Below are 20,872 nucleotides of genomic sequence, written 5' to 3'. Positions count from 1 at the left end.
AATATGCATCTATCTTCTCTGCCAGATGGCAAGATGTTCATCACGGACTTGGTGAGGCGAGGCAAAAGCATTGGCGCAGTGCCAACCATGGGCGCCTTGCATGCGGGCCACGCAGAACTAATTAGGAGGGCCGCAATCGAAAACGACGTGGCGATTGTAACAGTCTACCCGAACAAGATCCAGTTTGAGCCGGGCGTCAGCTATGATTTCAACTTAGAGGAAGATGTTGCGTTTGCACTACGTGCTGGTGCGTCTGCTGTGATTTCGTCAAATGACACCGAGATGTTTCCGTCGGGATACCGAACATTTGTGTCGCAGGGCGATTATCCAATTCGTTTAGACGGCCCTCAAGGGTTCTTAAAGGAAGCGGTCACTGGATGCATCCGTTGGATCTGTTATACGCGATCAACTCGCAGCTATTTTGGTTTGAAGGATATCGGACAGGCGCTACTCGTGAGGCGAGCCGTCGCAGACCTGCTTCTTGATTGCGAAGTACGACTCGTGCCGACGGTGAGAGCCAAAAATGGAGTGCCAGTTTCATCGAGTTTGCGACGCTTCAACCATTCTGAGCTTGATGAGCTGTCGTGCCTCTACACGGCGCTAAACCATCTGAGGAAAGAGATCGCCCAAGGAGCGTCTTGCGTCAAAGATCTGATAAAATCGGCAAGGTCGCTGATCACCCTCCGACGGTTTGAACTGGAGTTTCTTCGAATTGTTGGCGCTGACAGCTTTGAAGATCAAGAGCAGATTGAGCTCCCCTTCATAATCATCGGAGCGGTGCTGGCTCGTGGCCTCAGGGTCTTTGACAACATCTTTGTTCCAGATCGCGCAACACTCTTGGATGGTCCTCCAGACGTCTGGATCGAGCTGCCTAAACGATGAGGGTTTAACGACTATGCACAATCAAGGGACGGACCGGATCGACCTCGTCGGCTCACGAACTCATGCAAAAAGCTCTTGGTACATGCCCATGGGCGATCAAAAATGGCAGAGCGAGGCGCTTTCAAGCGGTGAATCATGCCGAATTAGTTGTTCGGGGTTCCGGCGAAACGGTCGCGTCGTCGGTGCAAGGATTGTCAGTCGGGGGAGTTCGCAGGGAGAGCCTGGACTTGAAGCCGCAGCCGCCGCGCGGATGGGAGCCGGTTTGACATGAGCTGTATGAATGATCCGGTCAGATGGAAGCGCACTTCGATGAGGTGGATCAAAAGATCACAGTGGCCTGCAAAAGAGCGCGCCGCGAGCGGACGTTGGTCACGCTGATCGCAGTATCCAAGACGGTTTCCGCCGAATACGTTCGTCCCGTCTTGGCGCTTGGCCACAATGTTTTCGGGGAGAATCGGGTTCAGGAGGCGAAAGGGAAGTGGCGCTCCCTACTGGAAAGCTGTCCGAGTGTGAATCTTCATCTCATCGGGGGCCTCTGCAGTCGAATAAGGCGAAGGAGGCCGTGGGGCTCTTTCAAGCGATTCACTCAGACCGTCCTAGCCTATGTGAAGCTCTCGTCAAGGTGTGGTCGAAGCAGTGTCATCGGCCAAGGCTGTTTGTGCAGTTGAACAGCGGCAAGGAGCCGCAGAAGGGGGGAATAGCTCCGGATGGCGCGGATGACTTTATAGCGCGCTGCAGAAGCGAGTACGGACTGCCGATCTCCGGCTTGATGTGCATGCCACCCCTCAAGGAGGAGCCGCAGATGCCTTTCCGCGTCACTGCCGAAGTGGATCATCTGAAGCTACTCTCGATGGGAATGAGTGCAGATTTCGAAATTGCAATCCAGTATGGGGCGACGCATGTGCGCGTAGGTTCTGGCATCTTTGCTCGAAGAGCAGGTCACGTTTCGAGTTAAGACAGGGCAACACACGTCAGTTCGTAGAGCGAGCTGCTCCAAGCATCCAGAGTGCAGGCCTCCATAATTACAAAGGTATGGATGGCCGGCCAATAGCGGTTTGCCGCCCGAACCGAACGTCTGAGACAGGTTGACGGACAAGCCGCCCAGCACGAACGTGGAGGCCTCATGTCGAAACGTATCGGGTACGCCATTGTATCGCTCCGGCGTACCCATCCGAGGGCGGCCGCCTTGCAGAGGTTGGCTATTGCATGATTACAGTGCATATTTCACTGATGGTGAGCAGTGTTTTCGCGCGATCATGAGCGCCGACTTCAGAGGATTGTGAGCCGCCCGCTCCGGCCGAGGCGGTGATAGAGTCAGCGTTCTGACTGCTCGTCAAGGGCGATGGTTTTGGCGTTGCGTTTTCGCACGCTTTCGCCGACAAGCTGGAGGCGGTGAGCGTTGTGGACGAGGCGATCGAGGACGGCGTCGGCGTAGGTTGGGTCTCCGATAACTTCGTGCCATGTGTCCACGGGGAGTTGGCTGGTTACGATGGTGGAGGCGCGGACATGGCGGCCCTCGAGGACTTCCAGTAGGTCGCGCCGTTCGGCGGCGGTGAGCACTGACAATCCCCAATCGTCAAGTCACGTTGAGCTCAACGTGACTGGACTTATGTGGAGCACACAGTTGTGTGAAGCCGTATCGATCTCCCCGCTATTAACAGCCGCTTCGACCGTTCCTACTCAACATAACTGACGGCGTTAGCGTGGTTCCCCCAACCATCCAAAAGGGGACAACCATGCTCGAACACTCGACGTCATCGACCCCTCAAACGGGGAAGTGCAGTCGATGAAGCTATCATAGCCGATCTCTACCAAAAGTACGCGCGTCAGAGCGGCCTGCCATAGTGTCACTTTCACCCGGTTGGTGCGCCGAGGTGTGAGGCCGAGATAGGCGCCAACTGTCGAGGCCGATCGGAAGCGGGACGGGTCGTCGATCGTAAGGCGGAACGTTAAGGCGGTCACTACCCCGACACCAGGAACGTCATCAGGCGACGCGTCGTCTCGTCCGACTTCGCCAATCGGCGGACCTCGTCGTCGAATTTGCTCTCTTGCTGCCAGATATGCTCATGGATTGTGTTTCGGCATGGAATAAGGACCCCGTTTTCGGGGTGATCGGCATCCAATCGGGGCTCTGACGCATATTCGATGATCGTGTTTGTTTTTATGGCGCGCCAATCAGTCTCGCTTGAAGGAGATCGAGCTTAGCGCGCCCGTACATCTAGCGTTTGACCAGCTTGAGCTTGGTGATCTGAGCTTCCACTTGGCCATTGGAGCATGGTTGCGTGGTTGCCGCGTGCACCGCGCACTTATCGTTGGCGATGCCATTCGCGAATGAGCCAATGAGGCTCCGCTTGGATTCATCTATCCAAGATTCGAGCTCGACCTCGGCCCTCTTTCGGACCATCGCGTGGAAGCGGCCAACGAGAGCGTGGGCATCGGCCAGCATAGGAACGCTTTGTTCAATAGCGGCAACCGTGACGGTCTCGGCCTTGGTTAGGTGGTCGCGCTTCGTCGTCATCAACTGCGCTATCGTCCTGGCAGCGGGGACCTTCTGCAATTGTTGACGGCTGATAGTCTCGGCGCGTCGCCGTCGCGTGGCCCATTCCCCCACCACGCGCAGTGATCCCTTAAAGCCTTGCCCTCTCAAACGGCGCCAGAGTGCGGCACCGTTGCGACAGCCGCTTGACCACTGCGTGTCCAGAAACGACAGGTACCCATCCCGGGTGCTTTGACGGGTGCGGAAAATATCCGTACCGCCGCGGCGGCTAATTTGGCGAACCAGATTGCGACTATGTCCTGTGCGGCGGACGATCTCCTTGAGCGGCACACCGTCGCTGACAAGAGCCGCGATTGCGGCATGGCTGTCCTGGCGCCGCAGATAGCCCTGATAGCGAAGCTTTTCCGCGCAGGTCAGCAGTTTAAGATCGATCGTCGTCGCCCCCATTGCGGTTCGGATTTTGCTTATGGAGCGGCGCACCGCATCAAGGAAGGCCGCGCTCGCGTTTTCCATCAGATGCCAGCGGTCGGCGACCTGGATGGCGGGCGGCAGCGCCTTGGCTGCTGCCTCGCCATATCCACCACCGCGATCTCGCGACACAATGTTGATGCCCGGGTGCTTCGACAGCCACGCCTGAACGGTCGCCGTTTCTCGGTCGGGCAGCAAGGCAACGATCCGCCGACGCTCCAAATCGCACACGATGGTCCCGTACCGACGGTTTCTCCGGAACGCCCAGTCATGGAGACCCACAACAAGCAATGGATCCGTCGGCATCGCCGTCCGCCGGCGGACCACCCGCAGCAAGGTATCGTTGCTGACAGGCAGCATGAGCCGCTTGGCGAAGCTGGCTGCCGGCCGGCCGCCGAGCGCCAACCCCAGGTGATGGACGATGTGTTCGAGCCGTGCCGTCCGACGCCAGTGCTTAAGTTGCCACTGGCTGCGCTCCACGACCATCACTTGTAGCCGAACCACACGAAAAGCACCACCGTTACCTGCTTTGAGCACCATGGTCGCATGGGATTCTCGACGGGAGTATAGATGACCGATCCGTCTTCGGCATCGTTGGCGGGCACGGGGTGATGACGCTTAACGTCGCAAAGCGTGCGCCTCGTCCCGGTGCTAGAGCTTTAGTTGCTTCTACGCAGCCTGGAAGTGAAATCGCGGAACGGCCGCGACCAGCCTCCTCGTATAAGGTTGCCGAGGTTGTAGAAATACGTCGTCTGCTCCGCCTGCTTCGACGGCGTCCCCATGATTCATGACAAGAACACGATCGCTAAGGTGGTGCACGACGCCAAGATCGTGCGAGATAAAGAGATAGCTGACACCCAAATGCGACTTCAGGTCGCCAAGCAGATCGAGGATTTGCGCCTGGATTGAGACATCCAGTGCCGAGACCGGTTCGTCACATACGATGATCTTCGGGCGAGGAGCAAGCGCGCGGGCAATCGCAACTCGTTGGCGTTGGCCGCCTGACAGTTCGAGCGGGCGCCTGGTCCTGAACGCAGGCGACAGCCCCACAAGATCAAGCAACTCGCTGACCTCGGATTGTCGACTGGCTCGGTCGAGGGAAGATCCTCCGTCGCGTTTAGTCAAGGCGTCATCGACGATGCGCTCGATCGTCCAGCGCGGATCAAATGAGCTGAGAGGGTCCTGATAGATCACCGAGATACTCGATCGCCGGAGACAGCGCTCTTTTTCAGTCGCCGAAGTCCACGGTGCGCCTTCGAATGTCACCTCTCCTTCGTCCGGGATCTCGAGCGCGAGTGCCATACGCGCCACGGTCGTTTTCCCCGACCCTGACTCGCCAACGATGCCAAGCGTCTCTCCGTACCCGAGGCTAAACGAGACGTCATTGACAACGGTACGCAGCCGACCGTCAGGTCCACGAAAGCGCTTGACGAGCCGTTCCGCCTCAAGCAGCGGCCTACCGGGCCGTGCGATGTCCGATTGAGTCAGCCCTTTTATGTTTTCCCCTTCAGCGGAGATGAAGCGCGGCGCCGATGAGGACGAAAGACGTTTTCCTCGTGACCGGACGGATGGGATAGCCTTAAGAAGGCATTTCGTATACTCATGTCTCGGATCGCCAAAAATCTGTTCTGATGAGCCGCGCTCGACGATTTCGCCGTGACGCATCACTATGACATCGTCAGCCATCTGCGATACCACGGCAAGGTTGTGGCTAATAAGGATCATGGCCTTGCCGCGTTCGCGGGTTTCGCTGAGCAGATTCAGGATTTGAGCCTGGATTGTGACGTCCAGTGCCGTCGTGGGCTCGTCTGCGACCAAAAGAGCCGGATCGAGAGCTATTGCCGTCGCGATCAAGGCTCGTTGCCGCTGCCCCCCCGACAGCTCATGAGGAAGTTGCCGCGCCTTGACCGCCGGCTCGGGCACGCCCACGAGTTTCAGAAGGTCAAGCACCCGTTCTGTCAATTCCGCGCGTGTTCTGATTGCACGGTGAGCCAGCAGCGTTTCGCCGATCTCCTTGCCAATTGGTCTTAGCGGATCGAGCGACACCAGCGCATCCTGCAGCACGAAGCCGATGCGCTTGCCGCGCAAAGCCCTCCATTTCTTGTCACCCAAGCGACCGATGTCCATCCCTTGAAAAGTCAGACGGTCAGCTTGGACATGAGAGCGCGGACCGGTAAGGCCCACCAATGTCCGAGCCGTAACGCTCTTGCCCGATCCCGATTCGCCGACAATGGCGATGCACCGGCCTTCTTCAACCGTGAAAGAGACTCCCTTCACCACAGCCCGCCGCGCATGCGCCGGCCCGAAGGAAACGTCCAGGTTCTCTACCGTGAGCAACGGATCGCTGACCGGGAGATGCGTGGCATTTTGTCGGAACAAGGCTGCGGAATAGGTCACGTTCATGGAAGATCAATCCTTCCTTCGAGGCGTTGCTGCACGTACTGTCCAATGACAGTGACTGAGAGTGCGAATATAGCGATAGCGATGCCAGGCATGATCTCGAGCCACCATGCATAGATCACGTAGTTGCGGCCGGCGTTGAGCAGTGCGCCCCATTCTGATGACGGGGGCGCGACTCCCAACCCAAGAAACGAAAGGCCGGATGCCCAAATGATGGCTTGCCCGATACCGAGCGTGAACATTGTCGCAAGTGGGCCGATTGCGTTGGGGAGGATATGGTTGAACAGGATGCGCTGGGGCGAGTGGCCCAACACCTTTGCCGCCTCAACATAACCCGTCGCTTTGACGCTCAGAACCTGCACCCTCACCATTCGCGCATAGCCGGGTGATGTTCCAATGCCGACAGCGACAATGAGCGTCGAGACCGTCGTGCCAAACAACGAAACGAAGAGAAGCGCAAGGAACAGAGTGGGAAGGGCGAATAGGACATCGAAGAACCGGCTGAGCACATTGTCGATCCAGCCGCCAGACAGGCCCGCCGTGACACCAAGGATGAGCGCGACGGTCAGGCTGAGTGCAGTCGCCCCCAGTCCAATCGAAAGAGACTGACCCGTCCCCGCCACGATCCGGGAATAGAGATCTCGTCCGGACTGGTCCGTCCCCAGCCAATGGGCCCTTGACGGGGCTTGGAGCGGTGACATTAAATCCAGCGCCAATGGGTCATGCGTCTGAAGCAGTTTCTGCTCGACCGCTGCGATGAAGAAGAACGCGATGAAGGCGGTCGCGATATAGACCAGCACCGGAAAAGTACGAGCGGCCGTCAGCACTCTCGCAGTTACGAACGCTTTTTCATTTCCGGCGGAGGTAGTGGCGTAAGTCATGCCGCTTTTATCCTCGGATCGATGAGCTGATACGTGAGGTCCACGATGAGGCTGGCAGCGACAAACAGCGCAGCTGAAACCAAAATCACCCCTGACACGACGGGGACATCGCGTGAGGACGTCGCAGCGACAAGGACGCCGCCCAGCCCCTGACGGCCGAAGACCGCTTCGATCAGTACCGCGCCGGATAGCAGCTTGCCTATTATCCAGCCCGAAAGGGTAATACCAGGCAAGGCGGCATTGCGCAGGCCGTGACGTAACCGGACGCTGAAATCTCCCGTACCGCGCATTCTCGACGAGGTGATAAAAGGCTGTTCAAGAACCCGCGTGAATTCACGCAGAACCGCTTGACCTAGGAAGCCGTAGATTTCCAAAGCCAAGGCCATCGTTGGCAGAACGAGGCCCATGACGGTGTTGCCGCCCACGACAGGAAACAAACGAAGCTGTATCGCGAAAACAACCAGCAGGATTGTCGCCAGCCAATAGGGCGGCAGGGTTGCTAAGAAGACCTGAAACCCACCAATCGCCTTGGACCATATGTTGTCGCGCCCGGCGAAAAGAACCGTGGTTGTGATGGTGATGATCCATGCTGTCAACATCGCAGCGAAAGCGAGCGCAATCGTAGGTCCGATCTGATGCGCAATCAACTCGGTGACAGGTTGATATTGAACGTAAGACTGCCCAAGGTCTCCGTGCATCACATCCCATATATAGTTTCCATATTGCGCGATGACGGGCTGATCAAAGCCATATTTGGCGTTGATTGCGAGCAGTTGGTCCGGAGGAATCTCTCCGATGTTTCCGCTATTTGCATTGAAGATGATCTGTGCGCGTTCTCCAGGCATCAGAAACTGCATGAAGAACGTGAATGTCGCCGCGGCCCAGACCACGATCAAGCCGGACAAGAGCCGGCGCACAAGCCACAAGCTTCGATCGCCTATCGTCTTCGTCGCATTCATTTCTTATCGGTGAAATATGCGTCCGAGAAAACCGGCTCGCCCACCGACCCACCGTCGAGCCAGATGTCCTTAACGTTATCGGCAGAAGCGAGGGTGACGTCCAAAACCGTGTAACTCAGGGACGGTGCGTTCTCGACGATCCGGCGTTCCGCCTGCTGATAAAGCGCGATGCGTTCCGGCTTTTCAGCGACCTGTTCAGCCTTCTGGATGATGTCCCACAAGGTCAAATCCTGATAGCGGGACGGGTTGAAGGGGTTGCGCACACCATTCAGGTCAGGCTTGTACGAAATGCGATAGATCTCAGCGCCCGGCGCAACCCAATACAGTGGAAGCACTTCATAGTCGTTTGGGCCGAGATTCTTTCCTGCCCAGAAATCGGCCTGGTTCGTCGGCTGGAGCCGTACATCGAACCCTGCAGCCTTCGCTTGCTGCTGGATGATCTGCAGGACCTGATCGCCGTCCGGAGGCGAGAAGGCGTTGGTGTAGGTGATGCGTATGATAAGCGGGTTGCCGTTCTTGCTGCGAATGCCGTTTGCATCGCGCTCTGTCCATCCGGCCTTATCGAGGAGCTTGTTCGCCTTATCGACGTCATAGGAATAGGACTTTGACAGCTCCCTGATATATTCCGGCGAGCTTTGGCTTAAAGAAAAATTGCCCTCATAGGGCAGAGAGCCGAGGAACGCCGCTTGAACGGCAGCACTTCGGTCGGAGGCATAAGCAAAAGCCTGTCGAACACGCATGTCGTCGAAAGGCGGCCGCGCCGAGAACAACGCAAGCCGAAGCGGCGTTCCACCCGTGATGTGGCGCACGACCTTGAACCGGGAATTGGCGTCCTGCCAGTTTACGGCCGGGATGTGATAGACAACGTCGGATTCGCCGGTGAGGAGTGAGCCGTAGCGTATCGTGGGATCAGCGAGAAAACGCCACTCAATTCCTTCGACATATGCTGGGCCTTGATGCTTGGCATTGGCCGGTGCCGAATTATAGTTAGGGTTACGACGGAATATGACGTTCTTGCCGCGGTTCCATTTTTCTACAATGAACGCACCAGAACCAATCGGGCTTTCGCAGTTCACGGCCTTGCCACGCTTAAGCGCCGTTGGTGATAAGATGCCTTGCGACGACTGCGCAAAGACATTCAGCAGCGGCTCGAAGGGCGTCTTCAACGTAATCTTGAGCGTCAGCGGGCCGGTCGCCGCCGCGGATTCGAAGAGGCTCCTGAGATAAGGACCGGCGGTGGGATTCTGGAGCTCCGCATTGTCGCTCAGCCATCCATTAATATTGTCGACAATCGCCTGGGCGTCCAGAACCGTCCCGTCTGTGAATTTTACATCGGGCTTAATCTGGAAGGTGTACTTTTTGCGATCGTCGGAGACGGTCCACGCGGTCGCAAGCCAAGGCAGGATCGTTCCGTCTTCAGCCCTAGCAACCAGATTGTCGCTAAATTGACGCTGAAGGTACCACTGCTGCACCCAACCACCATAAAGGCATGGCGGCTCCTGGAAGTGTCCGTATCGGATAATCACGCCCGATTGCGACTTGCCAGCGGAGGCGTCTTCGGTCTGCATTGCACTCGCTATCGAAAGGCCCGAAACCGCGATGGCGATGATTGCGGCGTGAGACTTCAGACGACGGTTCAGCTTTTTCAAGAGAAGCGCCGAATGAACGGCAGCCAACTTAGACATGATGAGCTCCGAATAAGGTACAGGAGAAAAACTCAGGCGGCGGAGACCTGTGCGGCGCGCTCACCCTACAGTGGAATGCCCAGATGCTCACGCAGCGTCTCGCCTCGATAATCAGAGCGGAACAGGCCGCGCCGCTGGAGAACGGGAACAACATGATCGGCGAACGCAGGAGTGCCGTCGGACAGAACATCCGGTATGACGTTGAACCCGTCCACTGCGCCAACCCGGAACCACTCTTCGAGGGAAGCAGCAATCTGTTCCGGCGATCCAACGAGCACTCGGTGACCGTAAGCAGGCGCCTCTACGATGATCTCGCGGACGGTTTTGCCGGAGCGCACGAGCGCTTCGACAGTACGATGCTGGCCGACGGAAAAAACCGGATCCGCATGTCGCGGCAGTAAGTTGAGGTGGATGGGCTCGTCGATCTTCAGGCGTTCGGCAGGAATACCGAAACGCATGGCCAGCGAATGAAGGGCGACGTCAAAGTTGATAAGGTTGTCAAGCTTCACCTTGCGCTCGATTGCTTCCTCTTCGGTCCCGCCGATGAAAGTGACGATGCCGGGCAGGATTAGCGGCGCCCGGCGTCCGTGTTGAGAAGCAAACGACCGTAGGCGCTCGGCCTCGCTTAAGGCGATCTCCAAATTGCCTGTCGATGAGAACACTGCATCGGCACTTCGGGCCGCAAACTGAAGCCCCTGATCCGATCCGCCGGCCTGGAAAATGACGGGCCGTCCCTGTCTCGAGCCCGGATGTGTCAGCGGGCCGCTGATGTCGAAGAACTTGCCGGCATGCCTCGTCGTCTGCAATCGGCTCGGATCGCCGAACCGCCCTGACACCTGATCCAGGACAAGAGCGCCCTCCCCCCAGCTATGCCAGAGGGTTCGCACGGCCTCTACGAATTCTTCGGCGCGGCAATAACGGTCATCACGGGATAGCTCGCTGCCGCCAAAGCTTTTGGCCGTATAGACATTGGATGTCGTGACGGCGTTCCAGGCCGCACGGCCGCCACTGACGACGTCAAGCGATTGAAATCGGCGCGCCAGGTTATATGGTTCGTTGTAGGTGGTAGATGCCGAGCCGATCAGGCCGACAAATTTTGTTTCTCGTGCAATGCTGGCAAGCGTAATCGTCGGTTCGATACCATTGAGCGGGGGATGTTTGTCGATTGCCAGATTAAGCGCTGGCGTGTCGGCAAGGAAAACCGCGTCGAGCTTCCCCCGTTCGGCGACCTTTGCGGCTCGTACGTAATGTTCGATGTCATAGAATGCCCCCGGAGGGTTTCCAGGCCACCGCCAAGCTGCTGCATGCCCCCCTGCGCCATGTAGGTTCAGGGCAAGACGAAGCTCAGGTTCAATCGATGGCAATTTCTGCGCCCCCTCGACATCATCACGCGACAGATGCGCGACCGTTGGTCGTGCACAGGAGAGTCAAAAACGTCATCGCAGCCCTCTCTATTTTCGGAGCCATGAACCTGTCGTGGCGCTTTGGCAAGACGCGGCGCAACTGGGCCCCAACAAACGCCACCGCGCGAGGTTCTAACGATCATCACATCGACATAGTGGTCGACCAGCGTCAACGGCGGAAGAAAAATAAGAATGCGCTTTTCAATTCGTGCCGCCGAATAACTAATATATTTCGGGAACACCTCATAGCGCGGAACGATAAGCTCCGTCACTATTCTTACTGAGTCAGAGCGTCGGGGCTATTGCCGAGAAGAATCATATATTTGAAAACACTCAATTTTCAGCATGCGGAGAGGCTGAGATCGGTCTGGCAAAATCGAGGGACGTGGCGTCGCGGTTTTCGGCGTATGTTGAGGGTCTTACGAGCGTGATCGGCATGCGGACCGAGTCAAACCACTTCGCGATTACTGCACCGGTCTGATGATGCCTTGCATCGCAAGAGTGTCGATCCGATGGCGGCGATCACGGCTCCTGATCGGACAGCAGCGCAACATCAGTCGTTGTTGCATTTTGTCGGTCAAAGCGACTGGTCGGACCAGCAGGTTTTGGCCAAGGTCCGCGAGATGGTGCTGCCGGACATCGAACGGAACGGGCCGATCGAAGCTTGGATCATCGATGATACGGGCTTTCCCAAGAAGGGCCGGCATTCGGTCGGGGTTGCACGGCAATATTGCGGCCATCATGCGAGCTTGCCGGTGGCCTATCGTCTATATCTGCCAAAGGAGTGGGTGACGGACCGTACACGTCGGCGCAAAACCGGTATACCCAAGGAGATTACCTTCTCAAGCCGGCAATTGCACTCGATCATTTGCGCTGGGCCTGTGCGGCCGGCTTGCCGCGCGGCGTGGTACTGATGGACCCAGCTATGGCACCGACACCGCTCTGCGTGGAGATATCACCGCACCTGGCCTGAGCTATGTGGCTGGCACCCTGCCACAAACATCGGTATGGACGCTTGGAACTGGGCCGCGGCCGCCGAAGAAATGGTCGGGGAACGGGCGACCTCCAAAGTTGCTGCGGCGTGACAGCAAGCACCGGCCGATTTCGGCCAAGAAGCTTGCGATCGGCCTGCCATCACATGCTTGGCACAAGATCACGTGGCGTGAGGGTACGGCAGAACGGTTGTCCTCGCGCTTTGCCCGTGTGCGCGTCCGTCCGGCAGATCGAGACTACTGGCGCGCCGGCCGGAGGAATGGCTGCTGATCGAGTGGCCGGCAGGGCGAGGAGGCGCCGAGAAAATATTGGTTGTCAACGCTTCCGGCGAACATTGGCTTCCATCAGTTCGTCGATATCGTCAAGCTGCGCTGGCGCATTGAGCGCGACTACCACGAAGTCAAACAGGAAGTTGGCCTTGGCCACTTCGGGGGGCGAAGCTGGCGTGGCTTCCACCATTACGCAACACTGTGCATTGCCGCCTACGGATTTTCTGGTCTCCGAGCGAGAAACGATCCCCCCTCAGAAACAGCCTCCACCAAGCTGTTCAAGGAAGCTGCAATTCCCGAAACTAATCGACCGAGGGGATCCGCCATTGCGGCCTGAACGACACGTCCCAAATTGAGATTGCCACCGTTCGGAGAAGATTGAACGCGGCTCTCGTGTCCACACTATCTCGATGCCCTTGTTGCATCAGACCAATCTCACCTCGAAGTCGGTGAAAATTATGACGCAGTAGGCAAAGCCGCGGGGCGGTGTCCGCCAAACATGCGGCTGGTTGTCTGGCTGCGTGGCTCCCGGCTGGAACATCGTTGCCGTCACGGTGCAGTGGCTGATCGGCTAGAATGGATTGTGAGTCGATGTGCGGTTGAGGAGGCCGGCATGGCCGAATTCACAGGACGCGACCTGCATCTGGTGAAAAAAGCGCTCGCGATCGCGGTGCTGGCGATCGAGCGTCAGCCAGGGCCATTTCAGTCGGCTTCGGATCAAAGCGACATGAAGACGTTGCTCGATGATACGATCGAGAACGACACCGAGCTGGCCTTTTATACGCGGGTGGCAAGGATCGCTGTCATCGGCGAGCCCGACTGAATGGGCCGATCACCAATATCGGGGCAGTCCGTCGACTTCCTGACCACCTTAGCGCTTGAAGGCGCATAGCGGAAACACGACAGCCTCGCGTTTCCGGCGCGCCAAAATTCGCTATCATCTCTGACCGAATAGAGCACGCCTCTCATCAGGTGCTGCCATGTTTCATACAGCTTGGTCTGCCGATTTGCTCTTGCTTCGCTGCGCTTGGCTTTCGCTTGGGGGGCGAGCATCGAATAGTCGAGACGTAGATCTGCCTTATGGACGAACGTTATGCTACCGGATGTCCCACTCGTCGTCGACGGCCCCGCGCCACCGATAGCTCAGTCTGACACTCAGGCGCGTATCAAAGTGGTAAGGCGGCACGATCTGGTCATCGACTAGAAGACGTTGACGAACCACTGCCAAGCCGAGGCGCAACGAATGCGCGCTTGAACCCGCGGGCTGAACAATCACAGCACTCGGTTCTGGCGCCAGCCTGGCACGCGGACTCATGAGGCGCAGCCACAACCGGATTGACGCGAGTCGAGCAAATGCACAGTAGTTGGCGGCGAGCCTCTCGTAACGCGTCGCCACCCGGCAGCACTGCTTGATCCTGTTGAAGAACCGCTCGACGTGATTGCGAGCGGGGTAGAGGTTCGGGCTGAAGCAGATCGGATCGCTGCGATTGCTTTTCGGTGGGATGTTGGCCCATGCGCCCTTCTTCATGGCAAGCTCTCTGATCCAGTCGGCGTCATAGCCTCGGTCGGCAAGCAGCATTGATCCGGATTTAAGACGGGACGGCAGTTTTCCGGCCGATCGAACGTCGTGCGCCTCGCCGGGGCTCAACGCCAGCCGTACAGGGAGAGCGTTGCCATCGACCACCGCGTCCGCTGCTTTTGACCCGAGACGGAAGGCATTTGAACACGGTCATTCAGTTTCAAGAGACCCCTGCAAGAACATGGTATCGTAATCGCCATACAGACTGATGGTAGAGCGGCTTATCCCGGCGGGCCAGCAATCGAAACGGGGATGAAATTTGTCCCACCCACGGCAGAGTTTGTTGCCATCGACCCACCACTTACCAGAGTAGGTTTGTTTGCGTGCTTCGCCCTTTTGCAAAGACGCCGTACCGTCAGAGGCGAGGCGCATGAAGTATGGCCCGTCGGGAGCCGTCTCAGCGTAGCGAAGGGTCTTTCCGGATAGAGAGCCTTTCAGCACGTCGGCCGATGACAAGACTGCCGTTGCAACGGAAGTATCTGGGCCTATGTTATCGACGTGCGCCGCGGATAGTACCAGCCAAATGACCGACCGATCTGAAAGTCGCTCACCCATGGCCAATGCTCACGTTCCATGTCACACGATGACAATGTCTCGTGCCGGAAGAACGAAAAGATATTTCGAGCCGAAGCCCAAGGCGTAGAACGTTTCCTTCAAAGGCACCGTAGGCGCATAGTCGCTAGCAAAGCCCGACCACCACAAGTAGCCATATCCCCGGCCCGGAAAAAGCGCGTTGTGCGGCTTTGCCTGTGGTTTGACGCTATCCTGAACCCAATTCGCAGGGACAACTTGTTGTCATTCCAGCGGCCGCCCTGCAGGTAAAGTAGCCCGAAGCGTGCGAGATCGCGCGCGCTGATGCGAAATCCATAGTGCCTGTGGTTGGAAACGTTGGTCTCGCCATAGTAGCAGGCTTCCGTACTGAAATCTTGCATTCCAATGGGGTCGGCAATACGTTGTTTGAATGCGTTGAAGATTCCCGCCCCGGCCACTTGTTCGTAAATTGATCCAGCAGCGTTGAAGTCCCAATTATTGTAATACCAGAACTCACCCGGGGCGTGGCTGCCGCGCGGTGGCCGCTGTGCCGCCACAGCCGGAGGCTCCAGATCAATGGCGTGGTAGACTCCTGAGCGAGACGTCAGAAGATCGGCAGCCGTGGCCTGCATTTCAGTCGGCGTTAAGCTGGGTTGCTTATCGTTGATCCCGAGCTGGCCAAGCGTATCCGAAAGCTTGACCCGTCCTTCTTCAATAGCGATCCCGAGCAGCGCACTGAGCAAGCTCTTGCGCACCGACGCGACATCCACCCTACCGTGCGTGTCACCCCATTCGGCGACCACTCGTCCACGATGGATTATCATAACGGCGCTTGAACCGCTGGCCGCCGAATAGATTCGTGCCTTCTCCAGCAAATCCTCGGACCAGCCTGCTACCTTCGGTTTCTACGGCTTCCCATTGAGATATGGGGTACGCCATGCTTGAAGGCCTCATCTCCTGAGCTTCAGTGGTACTAATGCAAGCCAAGCCCAGCGCAGTGAGGTAGATAACTAGCGCAACGCTTTATTTTGTCGTGATCGCGGTGGTAGCTCATCATGTACGCAATGTTTTCGTAGATGCCCCCGCCCTATTACCGCAGCAATTTGCAATTGAGTAGAGAGTTTACTCTTCCCAAAGGCGAAAAGGCTTGGGCGGTGACCGAAGTCCGCTTTGTTGGGTAGACTGGACATAGGCGGCACGGTCGCTGATCGACGCGATTGACCCTTCTCGGAAGTGCGACAACGTCCGGTTTCGCGCCGCTCTCTTGGGGGACAAGCGGACATCGATTCACGCGGTTATTTTATGATGGGGTGGACGCCCCGCCGACGGCATCGATGAGGCAAAGTGGAGGTGTTTAGCACCACTTAAGGGAGGCGTCCGTGGTGCAGGTTAGCACAATCGGTCTGGATATCGCCAAGCATGTTTTCCACGCACATGGAGCGGACGGGAAAGGACAGGCTGTATTCAGCAAACGGATCAGCCGAGGAAAGCTCTTGGATTTCTTCGCAGCTCAGCCGAGTTGCACGGTAGCTTTAGAGGCATGTGGCGGAGCCCATCACTGGGCCCGGCAGCTTACGCAGCTTGGCCATCAGGTTCGGCTGATCCCGCCCGCCTATGTGAAGCCGTTTGTAAAGCGGCAAAAGAATGATGCAATCGATGCTGAGGCGATCTGCGAAGCTGCGCAGCGGCCGAACATGCGGTTCGTTGCCGTGAAGAGTGAAGAGCAGCAGGCTGCGGGTCTGGTGTTTCGAACCCGGGACCTGTTGGTGCGGCAGCGAACCCAGCTCATCAACGCGGTCCGAGGACACCTCACGGAATATGGTTGGATAGCGCCCAAGGGGCCATCGCATGTGGCGACGCTTGCCGACCTGATCGAGGAAGAAGCGATGGCCAGCTCCCTTCCCGATGCGGCCCGTCCCATGTTCCGAGTGATGCTAGACCTTCTCGCCGAGTTGAATGGCAAGATCGCGGATCTCGACAAGGAGATCACGCGACGCGCTCGCGAAGACGAGGTATCGCGCAGACTGATGACCATTCCTGGCGTCGGCCCGATCTCCGCCACCGCGATCGCCGCCCTAGCGCCGCCGATCGAGACTTTCACCAAGGGGCGCGACTTTGCCGCCTGGTTGGGTCTCACGCCTCTTCAAAAATCGACGGGTGGCAAACAGAGGCTTGGCGCGACGTCCAAGATGGGGGAGCGAACGCTCAGGCGCCTCCTCATCATCGGCAGCAGCGCCGTTGTGCAACAGGCGAGCAAACGCGGAGCGCCAAAGGGTTCCTGGCTCGAACAGATGTTGACCCGCAAACCTCGCATGCTGGTAACGGTCGCACTTGCGAACAAGATGGCCCGGATCGTCTGGGCATTACTTGTAAAGCGCGAAAACTACAGGGCTCCGGTCTCAGCCAAGGCTTGATCTTGGGGGGCCTGAGGTCGTCAGAGATGTAGTCGGTCGAAGGAGGGTATGGCGCAACAGTCGGCGAGACGGGGCCGGAAGAACCAGGTGTACTCATCGTGCCCAGAGCACGCGTTTATGATTTGGTTTCGGTCCGCGAACTCCCATACGGGCCCGCAGCTTCATCGCTGCACCATCAGAGGCCGGACAGATGGCAGCATCCGACTACGTGCCGATCTTCTTCAAAAATCGCTTGCATCTCGCGGGGCGTCCACAGATGAGTACGTGGCCTAATTTTCAAGCCAATTGACTTCATCTTGTCCCTCTCACGGCCTACGAGCCGCCTAATTTTTGCTCGTTTCAGGCTTGCACAAATTTATCAAACATTCGCGAGGAGAAGGGCGGATGAGCGGTAACACCGATCTCGAAAGCAAAGTCGTCGCTGCGATGCGACGATATCGCGGGGCCCTCACACGGGTGGAACATCTGGAACGAGAGGATTCCGACGCGCATCGAGCACTGACGCGCACGCTCGTCGATTTGCGTCATGCCATGCGAGGCGAAGCGGCGCCGAATCTCAAGGACAGCCTATTCGAGACCGGCGCGACAGTCGTTGCGCGGTCTGACGAAGCGCGAAACGCCCTGGTGGAGGCGACTGCGAAATTAGAGTTCGCCCGCCTAGCTTTGGCCGCCCTAGAACGGCAATTAGGATACATCCGTTTCGATGGGACGAATCACAAATAGACACCGGCGGCTTGTCTGAACGGACGGCCTGTTTCAGAGAGTTGGATCGGGTGGCAAACAACTGATGCGCTCCAGCGTGAGAGTGTCTCACACTATCAAAACCCTTTCCGATCAATTCGGAGCGCCGGCATTCGCATCGACGGGCTCGCGTTCCAGCCAAAATCCGGCTCCTTGAAACCAGACCTTTTCTGCATCGTCGGAGCCGGGATCACCGACGTGCAGCGCGCGAATCGGAACCTTGCCAGGCGGCAGGCCTTCGAGCGCGGCATGCACACGTTTTCCAGCATCCTCGTCGCGTCCACCCATGCAAGGATAAACAGACACGGCACCAATCGAAGAGGCCTCGAACTGGTTTCGACGCCGGACCACATGGAGAAGAAAGCCCCTCCAGGATTCATCGGTCAGCGGCATCATAAGCCGGCCGCCTTCGGCAAGGCGATCGAGCCAGCGCCGGGATGGGTGGGTGGATCCGGCGAATGCGATGACCACATCGAGTTCGCCGACGTCCACCGTCCGGCCATCGCCCGAGATGACATCGACGTGCGGCCAGTTCGCGAGGTTCGCGCGGGCCTGCGAGGCCAGCATTGGGTCGGTTTCAACCGCCGTCACGCGACCAGTGGAGCCGACAATCTCGGCCAGTACCGCGGAATAGTACCCGGTCCCGGCGCCGACCTGGAGCACGCGTTCGCCCCGCGCGATGTCGAGATGCTCCAAGTTGCGCGCCCAGAAGCTGGGCATCCCATTGTTGAGATTGCGGCTCGCGTCGATCGTCACGAGAACGTCATGATAGACCCAGCGCGGGTCGGTATCGAGGGTCAGGAATGCGTCGCTGTACGGGTCCGAGATGATGCGCCACGGCCCAAGGCCCACGAATTGCTCGCGAGGAACAGACGCAAATGCCTCGATCACATGGGGGTTGCGCAGGACCGGGACTTTGTATCGCAGGTCTTCTGCATACCAGCGGCGCGCCGCTGCCAACGTGTCGTCCATGAAAGCTCTCCTCTTACGATACAGACGATACGTCTGAGGTCTGCACACGCGGACACGTCAAAGATTATTTTCATCCGATGTCCGCACTGGGCTCGGTGAAGCGCATATATCGTGTGACCATGGAAACATTGACGATAGCTCCCAAAGCTGATGACCGGGGTGCCCACGCGGCTGATGTCGCGTCCGCCATCGATGCAATGTCCGACGTCGACCTCGTGCGACTAGAAGCTCTGGCGCGGCTGTGGAGCCGCGACTTGCCGGGAGGACTCGGCTGGAGCGACATCCTCCACGAAGCGATTGCACGCGCCCTCGACGGCTCGCGCCCCTGGCCGCCCGACGTCCCCATCCTGGCGTTCCTGTCGGGCGTCATGCGCAGCATCTGCAACGACCATTGGCGGCGTGCGCGGCTCGAGCAAAGGCTACTTGTGAGCCGCGATGATCCGGACCAGCGAAGCTGGTCCTGTGAGGAAGCCGATGAGGTGCCCGATCCTGAGCGGGTCCTTGCCGCCGCACAGACGCTGGCCAACGTCTATCGGCTGTTCGAAGCCGATCCGCTAGCGCTGAAGATCATCGCGGGCATGGCTGACGGCCTGGCGGTCAGGGAGATTTGCAGGGTCTACGATATGTCCGAGCTCGACTACGACACGACGCGACGGCGGATGCGACGCACCTTGCTGCGCCATCAACAGAACTGGAGCAAGTGATGACACGCTGGCACCCTGCTCTCGATTTGGCCCGCCTGCTCGACTCATTGAGCAAGGAAGTCCTCGCAGCGACCGATGAGGAGGTACGGCAGACCTCCGCTCTGCAAGGATGGACAATCGCCAACACCGCCCGCGTGGTCAGAGAAGTGATCAAGGCCGCGCACGGGGACGTGAGTGGGAGCCTTAATCGAAATTGTGATCTGAGCGAGACTGATGCCAAGCGACGGCCGATGCGCGCGGGCCGCGGCTCGTTGCACAATCAGCGGCATTGAGCGAGCCGGAGGGAAGATGCGGCAGCGCTCACGCGCCGCCGAATTTCCAGACCGGGATTCCGAGCTTCTTGGCCTTATCGGCGAGACGGTGCCGGGGAAGTGCAACACGCCGATGGGTAGGGTCTCCAGCATCGCATCGTTGCGTTTGAACGGAGCGGCCTTGGCATGCTTCGTCCAGTCGGGCCTGAAGGCGATCTGCGAAACCTTGCGATTGTCGGCCCACTTGGCGGCGATCAGCTCGGCGCCCTTGGGCGATCCGCCGTGCAGCAGCACCATGTCCGCATGCTTGGCATGCACCTGGTCTAGTTTAGCCCAGATCAACCGGTGATCATTGAAGTCAAGTCCACCGGTCAGCGCCACCTTCGGTCCTGCAGGCAGAAGCACCTGGTTGTCGGCGCGCTTCTTCGCGGCGAGGAAATCGCGGCTGTCGATCATCGCCGAGGTCAGATTGCGGTGGTTGACCTTCGACCCGTTGCGCGGCCGCCAGGCGGAATGGGTGTGGCGTTCGAACTCGTCGGCGGCCTGGTCGCGCATCAGTTCGAAGGCGTTGCGTCGCTCGATCAGCGTCTGCCCTTCCGCCGTCAATCGCTCCAGCTCGACGGATTTGATCTCGCTGCCGTCCTGCTCCCGCTGCGAGCGCTGCTGCGCCAGCTCGTTGTCGTCGAGCTCGCGCTCGATCCTGTCGACGGCACGATGAAAGACGTTCGCCGTCGACCAGAGCAGGTCTTCGAGGTCCGGCTCAAGACGGGTATCGGACAGCGTCACCACCAGGGCATCGAAGATATCGGCGATGCTGCCGGCGACGACTCGCCCTTCAGGGAGCTTCCGGGGATCGGGCTCATCGTGGAAGGGACGGTAGCCATAGAGCTGGAGTTCCTGGAGGACCTGATCGGTCGGGGATGAGCTTTGGTGCGGCTCGAAATCGTTGTCGTGGTCGGTAGTCATCGCGGCTTTCCCTCGGATCGACCGCCCATCGCGGCCTTCATGGCGACGAAAGCGGCAGGCGGAACGGACTTGCACCCGCAGCGCAGCGGAGGGCCGCAGCCTTGGCGGAGGACCGAAGGGAGCCGACTATTTTGCCTCGCGATGTAAAGGCGGCTCTGCCGCCGACGGAAAATAGTCGGCCCACGAGGTTGCCGGTCCGGACCGCTTGCCGCCCGATCGCCCTCTCAGAAGTCCGTGGGTGCGGTCCTCTCCGCCGCCGAGGGGAAGCAGGACCAAC

General features: G+C 58.5%; 13 protein-coding genes and 7 pseudogenes. 8 read left to right on the top strand and 12 right to left on the bottom strand.

The window, feature by feature from the left end; all coding sequences use genetic code 11:
* The first annotated feature begins 33 nt into the window (after positions 1–33).
* Together FXB41_RS15105 and FXB41_RS15100 are read left to right on the top strand one after the other, a co-directional pair.
* Positions 34–882: a pantoate--beta-alanine ligase gene (locus FXB41_RS15105; RefSeq protein WP_246648860.1), complete on the top strand. Its 849-nt coding sequence runs from the start codon at positions 34–36 to the stop codon at positions 880–882.
* 293 nt (positions 883–1,175) lie between these two features.
* A pseudogene (locus FXB41_RS15100) lies at positions 1,176–1,837 on the top strand (YggS family pyridoxal phosphate-dependent enzyme).
* Positions 1,838–2,196: 359 nt separating this feature from the next.
* Here the strand turns inward: FXB41_RS15100 and FXB41_RS15095 are convergent.
* From FXB41_RS15095 to FXB41_RS15060, 8 genes and pseudogenes are all read right to left on the bottom strand, one after another.
* Positions 2,197–2,463: pseudogene (locus FXB41_RS15095) on the bottom strand (ATP-binding protein); the annotation flags it as partial.
* Positions 2,464–2,716: 253 nt separating this feature from the next.
* Positions 2,717–2,882, bottom strand: a pseudogene (locus tag FXB41_RS41960) (transposase); the annotation flags it as partial.
* 218 nt (positions 2,883–3,100) lie between these two features.
* Positions 3,101–4,339 (bottom strand): annotated as a pseudogene (locus tag FXB41_RS15085) (ISL3 family transposase); the annotation flags it as partial.
* A gap of 177 nt (positions 4,340–4,516) precedes the next feature.
* Positions 4,517–6,250 (bottom strand): dipeptide ABC transporter ATP-binding protein, encoded by a 1,734-nt coding sequence (locus FXB41_RS15080; protein ID WP_219682298.1) that lies wholly within the window; start codon positions 6,248–6,250, stop codon positions 4,517–4,519.
* On the bottom strand, positions 6,247–7,128 hold the full coding sequence (locus FXB41_RS15075; RefSeq protein ID WP_219682297.1) for an ABC transporter permease: 882 nt from the start codon (positions 7,126–7,128) through the stop codon (positions 6,247–6,249). Before FXB41_RS15075 ends, FXB41_RS15080 begins: the two co-directional genes overlap by 4 nt.
* Entirely contained in the window at positions 7,125–8,087 is a 963-nt protein-coding gene (locus tag FXB41_RS15070; protein ID WP_219682296.1) for an ABC transporter permease, read from the bottom strand. The genes FXB41_RS15075 and FXB41_RS15070 overlap by 4 nt, the downstream gene beginning before the upstream one ends.
* On the bottom strand, positions 8,084–9,772 hold the full coding sequence (locus tag FXB41_RS15065; RefSeq protein ID WP_219682295.1) for an ABC transporter substrate-binding protein: 1,689 nt from the start codon (positions 9,770–9,772) through the stop codon (positions 8,084–8,086). The genes FXB41_RS15070 and FXB41_RS15065 overlap by 4 nt, the downstream gene beginning before the upstream one ends.
* A 65-nt stretch (positions 9,773–9,837) precedes the next feature.
* Complete coding sequence (locus tag FXB41_RS15060) at positions 9,838–11,136, bottom strand: NtaA/DmoA family FMN-dependent monooxygenase (RefSeq protein ID WP_219682294.1); 1,299 nt, start codon at positions 11,134–11,136, stop codon at positions 9,838–9,840.
* A 400-nt stretch (positions 11,137–11,536) separates the two neighbouring features.
* On the opposite strand from FXB41_RS15060, the pseudogene FXB41_RS41485 reads away from it, so the two are divergent.
* Positions 11,537–12,774, top strand: a pseudogene (locus tag FXB41_RS41485) (IS701 family transposase).
* Between the two features lie 162 nt (positions 12,775–12,936).
* Entirely contained in the window at positions 12,937–13,260 is a 324-nt protein-coding gene (locus tag FXB41_RS40735; protein ID WP_246648858.1) for a hypothetical protein, read from the top strand.
* A 498-nt stretch (positions 13,261–13,758) separates the two neighbouring features.
* Here the strand turns inward: FXB41_RS40735 and FXB41_RS15045 are convergent.
* Together FXB41_RS15045 and FXB41_RS15040 are read right to left on the bottom strand one after the other, a co-directional pair.
* Positions 13,759–14,124, bottom strand: a pseudogene (locus FXB41_RS15045) (IS5 family transposase); the annotation flags it as partial.
* Positions 14,125–14,669: 545 nt separating this feature from the next.
* Positions 14,670–15,422, bottom strand: a complete 753-nt coding sequence (locus tag FXB41_RS15040) for a serine hydrolase domain-containing protein (protein WP_219682293.1) — start codon at positions 15,420–15,422, stop codon at positions 14,670–14,672.
* 504 nt (positions 15,423–15,926) lie between these two features.
* On the opposite strand from FXB41_RS15040, the gene FXB41_RS15035 reads away from it, so the two are divergent.
* Positions 15,927–16,961 carry an IS110 family RNA-guided transposase gene (locus FXB41_RS15035; protein WP_219682292.1) on the top strand — a complete coding sequence of 345 codons (1,035 nt, stop codon included), beginning with the start codon at positions 15,927–15,929 and terminating at the stop codon, positions 16,959–16,961.
* Between the two features lie 384 nt (positions 16,962–17,345).
* Positions 17,346–17,684 (top strand): hypothetical protein, encoded by a 339-nt coding sequence (locus FXB41_RS15030; RefSeq protein WP_219682291.1) that lies wholly within the window; start codon positions 17,346–17,348, stop codon positions 17,682–17,684.
* Between the two features lie 111 nt (positions 17,685–17,795).
* Here the strand turns inward: FXB41_RS15030 and FXB41_RS15025 are convergent, their stop codons facing one another.
* Entirely contained in the window at positions 17,796–18,674 is an 879-nt protein-coding gene (locus FXB41_RS15025; RefSeq protein ID WP_219682290.1) for a protein-L-isoaspartate O-methyltransferase family protein, read from the bottom strand.
* A gap of 197 nt (positions 18,675–18,871) precedes the next feature.
* Here FXB41_RS15025 and FXB41_RS15020 point away from each other — a divergent pair, with 197 nt between their 5' ends.
* Both FXB41_RS15020 and FXB41_RS15015 read left to right on the top strand, forming a co-directional pair.
* Positions 18,872–19,378, top strand: coding sequence for an RNA polymerase sigma factor (locus FXB41_RS15020; RefSeq protein WP_219682289.1), 507 nt, complete (start codon positions 18,872–18,874; stop codon positions 19,376–19,378).
* On the top strand, positions 19,378–19,650 hold the full coding sequence (locus FXB41_RS15015; RefSeq protein WP_219682288.1) for a hypothetical protein: 273 nt from the start codon (positions 19,378–19,380) through the stop codon (positions 19,648–19,650). Before FXB41_RS15020 ends, FXB41_RS15015 begins: the two co-directional genes overlap by 1 nt.
* Before the next feature lie 28 nt (positions 19,651–19,678).
* Here the strand turns inward: FXB41_RS15015 and FXB41_RS15010 are convergent.
* A pseudogene (locus tag FXB41_RS15010) lies at positions 19,679–20,595 on the bottom strand (DUF2493 domain-containing protein).
* Positions 20,596–20,872 lie beyond the last annotated feature (277 nt).

Origin of the sequence: Bradyrhizobium canariense (assembly GCF_019402665.1) — a bacterium.
In the GTDB taxonomy this organism is placed as follows: domain Bacteria; phylum Pseudomonadota; class Alphaproteobacteria; order Rhizobiales; family Xanthobacteraceae; genus Bradyrhizobium; species Bradyrhizobium canariense.
Note: the sequence above shows the minus strand (reverse complement) of the source record. Positions and strands in the feature narration are given on the sequence as shown.

What these genes read in the sequence shown, in the direction of transcription:
- FXB41_RS15080 (WP_219682298.1), bottom strand. Translation starts at nt 6,250, where the DNA reads ATGAACGTGACCTATTCCGCAGCCTTGTTCCGACAAAATGCCACGCAT.
- FXB41_RS15105 (WP_246648860.1), top strand. Translation starts at nt 34, where the DNA reads ATGTTCATCACGGACTTGGTGAGGCGAGGCAAAAGCATTGGCGCAGTG.
- FXB41_RS15015 (WP_219682288.1), top strand. Translation starts at nt 19,378, where the DNA reads ATGACACGCTGGCACCCTGCTCTCGATTTGGCCCGCCTGCTCGACTCA.
- FXB41_RS15075 (WP_219682297.1), bottom strand. Translation starts at nt 7,128, where the DNA reads ATGACTTACGCCACTACCTCCGCCGGAAATGAAAAAGCGTTCGTAACT.
- FXB41_RS15070 (WP_219682296.1), bottom strand. Translation starts at nt 8,087, where the DNA reads ATGAATGCGACGAAGACGATAGGCGATCGAAGCTTGTGGCTTGTGCGC.
- FXB41_RS15020 (WP_219682289.1), top strand. Translation starts at nt 18,872, where the DNA reads ATGTCCGACGTCGACCTCGTGCGACTAGAAGCTCTGGCGCGGCTGTGG.
- FXB41_RS15025 (WP_219682290.1), bottom strand. Translation starts at nt 18,674, where the DNA reads ATGGACGACACGTTGGCAGCGGCGCGCCGCTGGTATGCAGAAGACCTG.
- FXB41_RS15065 (WP_219682295.1), bottom strand. Translation starts at nt 9,772, where the DNA reads ATGTCTAAGTTGGCTGCCGTTCATTCGGCGCTTCTCTTGAAAAAGCTG.
- FXB41_RS15030 (WP_219682291.1), top strand. Translation starts at nt 17,346, where the DNA reads ATGAGCGGTAACACCGATCTCGAAAGCAAAGTCGTCGCTGCGATGCGA.
- FXB41_RS40735 (WP_246648858.1), top strand. Translation starts at nt 12,937, where the DNA reads ATGCGGCTGGTTGTCTGGCTGCGTGGCTCCCGGCTGGAACATCGTTGC.